Annotated in this window: 10 protein-coding genes and 1 rRNA gene; 5 read left to right on the top strand and 6 right to left on the bottom strand. The window is 54.7% G+C overall.

Annotation, left to right across the window (positions count from 1 at the left end; genetic code table 11):
• Positions 1-141: 141 nt before the first annotated feature.
• Positions 142-1,610, bottom strand: a 16S ribosomal RNA gene (locus tag HXY31_RS04120).
• Between the two features lie 489 nt (positions 1,611-2,099).
• On the opposite strand from HXY31_RS04120, the gene HXY31_RS04115 reads away from it, so the two are divergent.
• Positions 2,100-4,181 carry a thioredoxin domain-containing protein gene (locus HXY31_RS04115; RefSeq protein WP_292640009.1) on the top strand — a complete coding sequence of 694 codons (2,082 nt, stop codon included), beginning with the start codon at positions 2,100-2,102 and terminating at the stop codon, positions 4,179-4,181.
• Here the strand turns inward: HXY31_RS04115 and HXY31_RS04110 are convergent.
• Both HXY31_RS04110 and HXY31_RS04105 read right to left on the bottom strand, forming a co-directional pair.
• A complete protein-coding gene (locus tag HXY31_RS04110; RefSeq protein WP_292640007.1) occupies positions 4,168-4,494 on the bottom strand; it encodes a hypothetical protein in 327 nt (108 codons plus the stop codon). The two genes, HXY31_RS04115 and HXY31_RS04110, sit on opposite strands and share 14 nt — an antisense overlap.
• Positions 4,495-4,524: 30 nt before the next feature.
• Complete coding sequence (locus tag HXY31_RS04105) at positions 4,525-4,743, bottom strand: hypothetical protein (protein WP_292640005.1); 219 nt, start codon at positions 4,741-4,743, stop codon at positions 4,525-4,527.
• Positions 4,744-4,801: 58 nt separating this feature from the next.
• Here HXY31_RS04105 and HXY31_RS04100 point away from each other — a divergent pair, with 58 nt between their 5' ends.
• Both HXY31_RS04100 and HXY31_RS04095 read left to right on the top strand, forming a co-directional pair.
• On the top strand, positions 4,802-5,437 hold the full coding sequence (locus HXY31_RS04100) for a pyridoxamine 5'-phosphate oxidase family protein (protein ID WP_292640002.1): 636 nt from the start codon (positions 4,802-4,804) through the stop codon (positions 5,435-5,437).
• Positions 5,438-5,439: 2 nt separating this feature from the next.
• Positions 5,440-5,712 carry a hypothetical protein gene (locus tag HXY31_RS04095; protein ID WP_292639999.1) on the top strand — a complete coding sequence of 91 codons (273 nt, stop codon included), beginning with the start codon at positions 5,440-5,442 and terminating at the stop codon, positions 5,710-5,712.
• On the opposite strand, the gene HXY31_RS04090 is transcribed toward HXY31_RS04095, so the two are convergent.
• The gene (locus HXY31_RS04090; RefSeq protein ID WP_292639996.1) at positions 5,709-5,984 is read right to left on the bottom strand and encodes a winged helix-turn-helix domain-containing protein; all 276 of its coding nucleotides are present in this window, start codon (positions 5,982-5,984) and stop codon (positions 5,709-5,711) included. The genes HXY31_RS04095 and HXY31_RS04090 overlap by 4 nt on opposite strands.
• A 66-nt stretch (positions 5,985-6,050) precedes the next feature.
• The gene (locus HXY31_RS04085; protein ID WP_292639994.1) at positions 6,051-6,566 is read right to left on the bottom strand and encodes a PadR family transcriptional regulator; all 516 of its coding nucleotides are present in this window, start codon (positions 6,564-6,566) and stop codon (positions 6,051-6,053) included.
• A gap of 234 nt (positions 6,567-6,800) precedes the next feature.
• On the opposite strand from HXY31_RS04085, the gene HXY31_RS04080 reads away from it, so the two are divergent.
• The gene (locus HXY31_RS04080) at positions 6,801-7,103 is read left to right on the top strand and encodes a hypothetical protein (protein ID WP_292639992.1); all 303 of its coding nucleotides are present in this window, start codon (positions 6,801-6,803) and stop codon (positions 7,101-7,103) included.
• Between the two features lie 40 nt (positions 7,104-7,143).
• Here the strand turns inward: HXY31_RS04080 and pstS are convergent, their stop codons facing one another.
• Positions 7,144-8,349 (bottom strand): phosphate ABC transporter substrate-binding protein PstS, encoded by a 1,206-nt coding sequence (pstS, locus tag HXY31_RS04075; protein ID WP_292639990.1) that lies wholly within the window; start codon positions 8,347-8,349, stop codon positions 7,144-7,146.
• A 398-nt stretch (positions 8,350-8,747) separates the two neighbouring features.
• On the opposite strand from pstS, the gene HXY31_RS04070 reads away from it, so the two are divergent.
• Entirely contained in the window at positions 8,748-9,053 is a 306-nt protein-coding gene (locus HXY31_RS04070; protein ID WP_292639988.1) for a hypothetical protein, read from the top strand.
• Positions 9,054-9,221 lie beyond the last annotated feature (168 nt).

Below are 9,221 nucleotides of genomic sequence, written 5' to 3'. Positions count from 1 at the left end.
TACTGAGCCGTTCGCCACGCTTCCCACAGTTGGGAAACGTTCGACTCGCATGGCTTAGCCCCACTCCGATAGCAGTCGGGTCCGGTAGGATCAACCGGAGTCAAGAGTACGGTTGGCTTTCACAGCCAACCGTGCTTTCTAAGGAGGTGATCCGGCCGCAGGTTCCCCTACGGCCACCTTGTTACGACTTCTCCCCCCTTGCCGAGTTTAGGTTCGATGGTGTCAATAAGGCACCACCTCACCCAAGCCCAACTCGGGTGAAGCGACGGGCGGTGTGTGCAAGGAGCAGGGACGTATTCACCGCGCGGTGGTGACGCGCGGTTACTAGGGATTCCAGATTCATGAGGGCGGGTTGCAGCCCTCAATCACAACTGGGGTAGGGTTTGGGGATTGCCTCCCCCTTTCGAGGTCGGAGCCCGTTGTTCCTACCATTGCAGCCCGCGTGTGGCCCCAGGGTTTCGGGGCATACTGACCTGCCGTGGCCCCTTCCTTCCTCCGCCTTAGCGGCAGCAGTCCCGCTAACTAGCTTCTCGATCCTTTCGGATGGGAGTAGCAACTAGCGGTAGGGATCTCGCTCGTTGCCTGACTTAACAGGACGCCTCACGGCACGAGCTGGCGACGGCCATGCACCTCCTCTCAGCTTGTCTGGTAAGGTCTTCAGCCTGACCTTCAACCTGCTGTCAGCCCCAGTAAGATTCCCGGCGTTGACTCCAATTGAACCACAGCCTTCACCCCTTGTGGTGCTCCCCCGCCAATTCCTTTAAGTTTCAGTCTTGCGACCGTACTCCCCAGGCGGCAGACTTAACGGCTTCCCTGCGGCACTGGGTTGGCTCAAAGCCAACCCATCACCGAGTCTGCATCGTTTACAGCTGGGACTACCCGGGTATCTAATCCGGTTTGCTCCCCCAGCTTTCATCCCTCACCGTCGAGCGCGTTCTGGCAAGCCGCCTTCGCCACTGGTGGTCTTCGGTGGATCAGAGGATTTTACCCCTACCCACCGAGTACCGCTTGCCTCTCCCGCCTCCTAGCCCTGTAGTATCCCCCGCAGCCCATCTGTTGAGCAGGTGGATTTAACGGGAGACTTGCAGAACCGGCTACGGATGCTTTAGGCCCAATAATCGTCCCGACCACTCGGGGTGCTGGTATTACCGCGGCGGCTGACACCAGACTTGCCCACCCCTTATTCTACACTATTTTTAGAAGTGTCAAAAGATGCCCTTAACGGACACCACTCAGAGTAACCCTGTCAAGCTTTCGCCTATTGCAGAGGTTTCGCGCCTGCTGCGCCCCATAGGGCCTGGGCCCTTGTCTCAGTGCCCATCTCCGGGCTCCTCCTCTCAGAGCCCGTACCGGTTACAGGTTTGGTGGGCCATTACCTCACCAACAGCCTGATCGGCCGCAGTCCAATCCAGGGGCCATATAGGTTTCAGCCATGATCCATTCCAGAAATCTTGGCCTATCGCGGTTTATCCTCAGTTTCCCGAGGTTATCCACGTCCCCTGGGCATGTTGACTACGTGTTACTGAGCCGTATGCCACGCATTGCTGCGTTAACTCGCATGGCTTAGTCCCACTCTGATAGCAGTCGGGTCCGGCAGGATCAACCGGAGTCAATCCATTTTTTCTCGTTAAAGAGAGTACGGCCGGACAACTTGGTTAATTGTGCGGATCGCTACTGTCGTTACGGGTTTGCACGTGTGACCTATGTCGGATCCAATGTTGACATCGAATCCCCATGATATGAGCGCAACTGGAGGTCAGTGAATCATAAAATGGCACAATGCCAACATCATCACCGACGCCGCCTAATGTTACGTTCGTTCCTTCTCTTTCCAGTCCAGCGATATAAATCTTTCAGAGTGAGCGTAAACCGTGAGAGAACACTTCAATACTGCCGACTGGCTTTGCCGTATCTGGTGTTAGCTCTGCTAAGGGAAAGCTTGCTAATAAAGTCTTTGATTAATTTCTCCATCGAAAACGCCTGTCTACATCGATCTATGAAAATGCAGTAGCTTTGAAGCAGATTTTCATTTTCAAAAGATTTTGTTGAAAAATTCCGTTTCTACAACGTCTAAATACTGTCACGAGAAAAACCTGTACGTGCACGACAGCGCTCGCCGCGGCAAGCCAAACAGGCTCGCAAAAGAAACGAGTCCGTACCTTTTGCAGCACGCCTACAACCCTGTTGACTGGTACGCGTGGGGGGAAGAAGCTTTAGAGCGCGCAAAAAAAGAGGACAAGCCCATTTTCCTGAGCGTCGGATACTCTGCGTGCCACTGGTGCCATGTGATGGCCCACGAGTCGTTTGAGGACGAAGAAACCGCGAAGATAATGAACGAGAACTTCATCAACATCAAAGTCGACAGGGAGGAGCGCCCCGACATCGACGACATCTACCAGCGCGCGTGCCAGCTTGCAAGCGGGCAGGGCGGCTGGCCGCTTTCTGTTTTTCTGACGCCGGACCACAGGCCGTTCTACGTCGGCACATATTTCCCGAAGGACGGCCGGCACTACGGCCTTCCCGGCTTCCAGACAATCCTGAAGCAGCTGGCAGAGGCCTACAAAAGCAAAAAAGGCGAGGTCGAGATGGCTTCAAAGGAGTTCATGGACGCGCTCTCGCAGACAGCGCGCGACGTTGCCCTGCCTGCAGGGGAGGCAAAGACAGGCATTGAGCGGTCAATACTTGACGAGGCTGCTGTGGGTCTATTGCAGATGGGCGACACCATATACGGCGGATTCGGACAGGCGCCCAAGTTTCCCAACACTTCAAACCTGCTCTTTTTGCTTAGGTACTACGACATTTCAGGAATTGCGCGCTTTCGAGACTTTGTCCTGTTTACCGCAGACAAGATGGCGCAGGGCGGAATACACGACCACCTTGGCGGCGGCTTTGCTCGCTATGCCACCGACCAGAAGTGGCTGGTGCCGCACTTTGAAAAGATGCTGTACGACAACGCGCTCTTGGCCCAGCTGTACTCTGAACTGTACCAGATAACCAAGGACGAGCGCCACCTTGCAACCGTGAAAAAGACGCTTGACTTTATCATGCGAGAGATGACGCACCCAGACGGCGGATTCTACTCTGCCCTTGACGCCGACTCTGAAGGGGAAGAGGGCAAGTTCTACCTGTGGACAAAAAAAGAGATCCGCGATATCTTGGGCGACCCTGCAACGATAGACGCCTTTTGCGAGTACTATGGCGTGACAGAAGGCGGCAACTTTGAATTCAAGAACATACTGAACGTGCGCTCGTCGCTTGATGCGATAGCCAAGCGCGCGGGCAAAAAGCCGGAAGAAATAAAGAAAATGATCGACGGCGCTTGTGCAAAACTGCTTGCAGAGCGGGAAAAGCGCGTCAGGCCCGGCAGGGACGAAAAGGTGCTCACTTCGTGGAACGGGCTCATGATATCGGGCTTTGCCAAAGGCTACGCCGTGACAGGCGACACCCGGTATCTTGAGGCGGCAAAGAACTCTGTCAGGTTCATCGAGGCCCGGCTCGCGTCGCCTGAAGGCAGGCTGATGCGCACTTTCAAGGACGGCCAGTCAAAGCTCAACGCATACCTTGACGACTATGCGTTCTATGCAGGCGCGCTGCTGGATCTGTTTGCAGTAGAGTCCAAGCCAGAGTACCTGGAAAAAGCGGTCCGCTACACGGACTACATGCTTGCGCATTTCTGGGACGAAAAGGAGGGCAACATGTTCTTCACCTCCGACGACCACGAGCAGCTAATAGTCAGGACAAAGAACTTTTACGACCTTGCGATACCTTCGGGCAACTCTGTAGCCGCGTCAAACCTGCTCAGGCTCTACCACTACACACAGGATAACGCGTACCTTGACAAGGCGGTGCGGATAATGAAGTCCGGCGCCCGGCCTGCCGCAGAAAACCCGTTTGGCTTTGGACAGCTTCTCATGGCTATGTACCTCTACGTGAAAAAGCCGGTCGAAGTCACGGTCATGGGCAGAGGCGCCATGTCAAGGTGGCTCAACGGCACCTTCCTTCCAGACGGGATAACCGCGTCAGTCGATCAGAAAGATATGGCCGCGCTTGAAAAATACGCGTTCTTCAAGGGCAGGGGCGCAGAAGGCGAAGCGGCGTTTGTCTGCCGCAACTTTGCGTGCTCGCTTCCGCTAAAATCGCCGGAAGAGCTTGCGCGCCAGCTGGGCGTCAGGCCAGCCTGATGTCGACTGTCAGCACCTGGCCGACCCTAGGGCTTCCAAGCTTTTCATACCTGCGCTTTGGCATCGTCATCTGTATTACCGTGCGCGAGTAGCTCCTGACGACTGTCTGCGGCTGGGAGCGCAGTATCGCCTCGAGTATCGGCTTGACCTGCTCTTTTACTTCCTTGTCGACTATGGACCTGTCGACTGCCTCGAGCATCATCTGCTGCTGCGAGACCGGCTCGAGCTCCACGTCCTCGGCAAGTGCAAGCGTGACGCTTGTGCCCGTGTCTGTGAGCTGGGTTATCTTGAACCTTGCAGAATCGTCCTGCATGGCTTGTGGGTGTGCGGACTCCTTTGTAAATCAATCCCTGAACATCTCTTCCTCTTCAAGCTCGCGCTCCTTCCAGAGCAGGTAGACAAGGACCGCAGCACTTGCCGAAAAGACGACGATGTTGACCACAAGCACGGAAAGGTCGACGCGCAGGTTCATGACATAAAGCCTGACAAACGCGTAGGCTATTGCTCCTATCATGGCTGAAATGGCGCCTGCGATGCCAAGGCGTATCGTCCTTTTCTGCACGAAACAAGTTGTAGAATCGTGCGTATAACTTTTAACGGCATGGGTGCTGTAGACTAGTGTGCAGCTGGTCAGGAAGTTCGAGATAAAATCCCGGGAAAAGATGATAGAGTTCCTGAACAGCCAGCCTGCGGGCCGGCTAGCCTCGATAGACGAGAAGGGCTACCCTCAGGTCATACCCATGAACTTTGTCTGGGCCGACGGGGCTGTATACATGCACTCGCACCCTGCAGGGGAAAAGATTGAAAACATGCTGCGAAACCCGCATGTCGGCTTTGAGGTTGACCGGGACGTCTGCTTCCTGCCTTCGTACTATTTCCACCCTACAGACGCGTCGCAGGCCGACACGCTATACATAAGCGTCGTGATAAAGGGGAGGGCGGAGCTTGTGCGCGACGCCGGCGAAAAGGCGCGTGCGCTCAACGCGCTCATGGAAAAGTACCAGAAGGAAGGAGGCTACGAGCCCCTTGCGCCAGAGATGCCTGTCGTAAGGGAGGTAGCAGTCATCAAGGTAATCCCGGACGATATGCGCGGAAAATACAAGATAGGCCAGCACTGGTCAAGGCCGTACCGGCTAAAGGTAGCGCAGAGCATAGTACAAAGGGAGGGCCTTGAAAACGCAAGGCCGATTCTTGCAGTCATGCAGGTAATCATCAAAGACGGCAGGCTGGAGATAGAAAGCGATCCCGAGATGTAAAGATGACCTGCACCATCCACACCGAATTTTTCGACGACAGCTGCGAGATGTGCAGGCAGGAATACCTGGAGATGAAAAAGGCCGGCGAGCCTGCGCCGGAAAAAGAAAAGAGGTACAGGGAGTTCACTGAGGAGCGCGCGAAAAAACTCTACGAAGAGGTGCTCTTGCAGTACCTGAAAAGCGGGCTTGGAGACGTCGAGGCCGCGGGCAAGGCCCGGGCCGTGATCCGCAGGCAGTGCGACATCCGCAAGATGCCGTACTGGTCCTGGGTTTAGATTATCATCTTTTTGCGCTTGCTGTTTTGCGGGTAGATCATCTGTCCGACTTCTTTGTACATCTTCAAGAAGTACTTGCCCTTCTCCGTAGTCCGGTACTCCCTTTCCTCTTCTGCGTATTCCAGAAGGCCGCTGTCAGTCAGCAGTTCCAGGTATTCCTTCAGCTGAGGGAACGATAGGAACGCCCTGTACATTATCCTGGTCTTTATCGCACCGCCAAGCGCGATGTCCAGAATAGCGGCTGCAATGTCCATCCTGCTCCTATACTTCACGGCAGATCCTCTACACTCATCAGATAAATATGTGTTCTAATAAAAACCCAGAAGAAAGCTCTATTTTTACTCTACATCCACCTTTTCCTTGCGGTCAGATGCCCGCTTTTCCTCCTCGTCAAGCTTTTTCAGCTCTGAAAGGAGGAACTGGCGGTACTTGCTCTTGTCGTCCCTGCTCATCGTGCCTAGGTTCGAGCTCAGCGCCGTGCCTATCGTGATTACCCTGTCCACAAGGTCGGTTGCGACTGCTGCGCCCACGTTTCCTATTCGAAGGATGACGTCAAGCTGCTTGTGTATGATGCCGTTGAGCGACTCGAGGTCGCCTATGATGGCAAGCCCCTTTTTCGTGATGGAGTACCTGCCGTCATCATTTTCTACTACAAGCCCGTCGTCAAGCAGCCTGCCAAGCAGCGGATAGATGAGTCCCGGCGACGGCTTCCACCGGCCTTCTGTCTGGGCTATCGCCCTGTCGATTATCTCCTTGCCAGTCATCGGCCTTTCCTTCAGCAAAGTCAGGATGTAGTGTCGCGAAAAGCCCCTTGGTATGGAGCTTCCAACCCGTGCAAGCCATTCACTTATCATATCACTAGTAATATCACTAGTGAATATAAGCGTATCGCTAGCGATATTTGCTAAACAAGCTTTGTGGCTGGTTTTTCACCAGCAGAATGTTTGGCGCCAAGAAGGCCGGAAGATTTTTCCTCACTTCTCGCGTGCCTGCGACACAGCTAATATTATATACACTCGGGCGCCAGTTGGCTAGTGCTGTTGGGTAGGGTCTGTGAAGTACTAGGCAATCTGCACGAGGACATTTTGATGGTTGCAGTAATGGACGGTGAAAATGCCTCGGACGTCTACCTGAAGCAGGGCGTGCCGTTTCCGCAGGAGCAGGCCTGGAAGCAGATGATCTTGAAAATGCAGATAATGACGTCGCTTGCCCGGAACACAAAGAGCTTTCTGGGCACGTTTGACCACCTGCTTCTGCGCCACGAATACGGCGACATCTTTGTCTTTCCAATAGGCGTCGAGAAGGTGCTTTTTGTGGTTTCCAAGTCGGCTGCAGACAGCGCGCTTGTCAGCCTTATCCGGCGCAATGTCCTGCTTGCAACTCGCGAATAAGACCTGATGTGCAGTTTTTCCGGTCTAAAAATAAAAAAGGTTAGAGCGGCCCCTTCTGACCTGCTCCTATTCCTCTGAACCTGCTGTACGCCACTACGCCTACGATCGACGCGCCCAGTACCAAAGCGGCGATGACTCCGAACTCGGGCACCACCGCGGTTGAAAGCGACGTGTTGCCGTAGGTGAGGGACCTCAGTATCTCTAGGTTGTGCTCGCGCACGGCTTCTGGCAGAGGCACGTATTCCAGCGGCTCTGCGAACTCTTGCCCGTCAGTCACGGCCCACGAGACGAACCTGACTATCTCCTCTGCCTCCTGCTGGTTGATGCTCGGGTTCGTGCTCATGTCCTTGTAGAGGAGTATGTAGGAGAAGCTGGCTATCGGGTACGAGTCCTCGCCCGGCGCGTCGAGCAGCGAGACATTTTCCCAAGACGCGTCGCCTGCCGGCAGCGTGCCTGCAAGCGCTTCTACTGCTGCCGCAGTCGAGTCAAGCGAAGGCTCGACAAAGTTGCCTGCCTGGTTCTGTATGCTTGCATAGTCCATGCCTGTCGTCAGCGCGTACGCAAGCTCGTTGTATCCCATCGAATACGGCGTGTTCCTGACAGAGTTTGCGACACCTTCGTTGCCTGGGGCTCCTATGCCAGTAGGCCACTGCACTGCTGTGCCACTTCCTACCTCGTCTTCCCATCCAGAGCTTACAAGCGAGAGGTAGCTTGTCCATACAAACGTCGTGCCCGAGCCGTCGGACCTGTGGACCACTATTATGTCCCTTGCCGGCAGGCTGACGTCTGGGTTGAGCTCTGCAATGGCGGGGTCGTCCCACCTGTCTATGACGCCGAGAAAGATGTCTGCTATTATCGGGCCTGTAAGGTGCAGCCCGCTTTCAACGCCCGGCAGGTTGTATGTCGCAACGACGGAGCCTATTGTCTCCGGAACGTGCACCGCCACGCCCGGCAGCGCGTCGCGCTGAGCCTGCGTCAGCGGGGCGTCTGTCGCCCCAAAGCCCACGGTCATCTCTGTGAACTGCCTTATTCCTCCTCCGCTTCCGATCGACTGGTAGTTCAGGCTGACGTTTGGCCTGACGTCCTGGTATTCAACCCTCCATGTGTCTATCAGGGGGAAGGGAAACGTCGCTCCCGCCCCGTCTATGCTCACCTGGCTTTGCGCAGAGGCCGTGCCGTAGCTTGTCACCGCAAGCGGTGCAAGCAAAAGCAGGCCTGCCAAAACCCCATAAAGTACGGTTCTCATTGCGGGCTAGTCAAGACCATGTAATAAAACAGCTGTCGATATACTCGCCGTATGCTCTCACGATGACTATAGTTCATATAGAAACGGTACGACTAAATGTTATAGAGGGAGCCTCTATCACAGAGCCGTTGCCGAATGACCACACACAGTCATAACTGCTTTGTAGTTGGCAGCCGCGGTTATGATTTCTTGCAAACATACAGGGCGTTTTAACGCGTGGCTGAACTTGTCAGAACAACCTTTGAGCACCATTTATGATCTTTTCCTGCCATAGATAGCACATGAACATGATCGAAGCAATCCTCTGGACAGCGCTCGGGTTTGCGCCGACCCTGGCGGTCATGAAGGTGGCGTGGAACGTGGCGCAGAACAACCGCATGGAAAAGGTGGCAAACTAGATGGCACCGGGAAGCAACATCGACTTGGCGACATACGAGAAGAAGTACCCGCGCTCGCTTTTCAACAAAGGCGTCAGGTCGCAGGACGAGGAGCACCTGGGCCACGTGATGAAAGAGACGCAGGACAAGATAGTGGTGTGGGGCCACCACGACTGGCGCTTTGACTTCCCCAAGTCGGCGATAATCGCAGTCGGCCGCAACGTGATTGTGGGCATGGACTACAAGGACGCCTTCAAGTACAAAGTAGACAGAGACGCGCCGCTTCCGGACGTAACGCCCGTGGAAAAACTGAGGCAGAAGCAATAGCTCCATTTTTTAATTGTTAAATACGTACTTTCTGCAATATCGGTAACCGTGGAGCAGATAGAAGTCACGCTCTATCCGAACCAGGCAGAAGAAATAGAGGCAATACTTGAGGAGTTTCAGGTTCCTTACGTCAAGACTCCTGCAGAGTCGTACAAGATCCAGTGCTTC

Origin of the sequence: Nitrososphaera sp. (assembly GCF_013388945.1) — an archaeon.
Taxonomy (GTDB): domain Archaea; phylum Thermoproteota; class Nitrososphaeria; order Nitrososphaerales; family Nitrososphaeraceae; genus Nitrososphaera.
The sequence above is the reverse complement of the archived record's forward strand: the minus strand, read 5'-3'. Positions and strand labels throughout refer to the sequence as shown.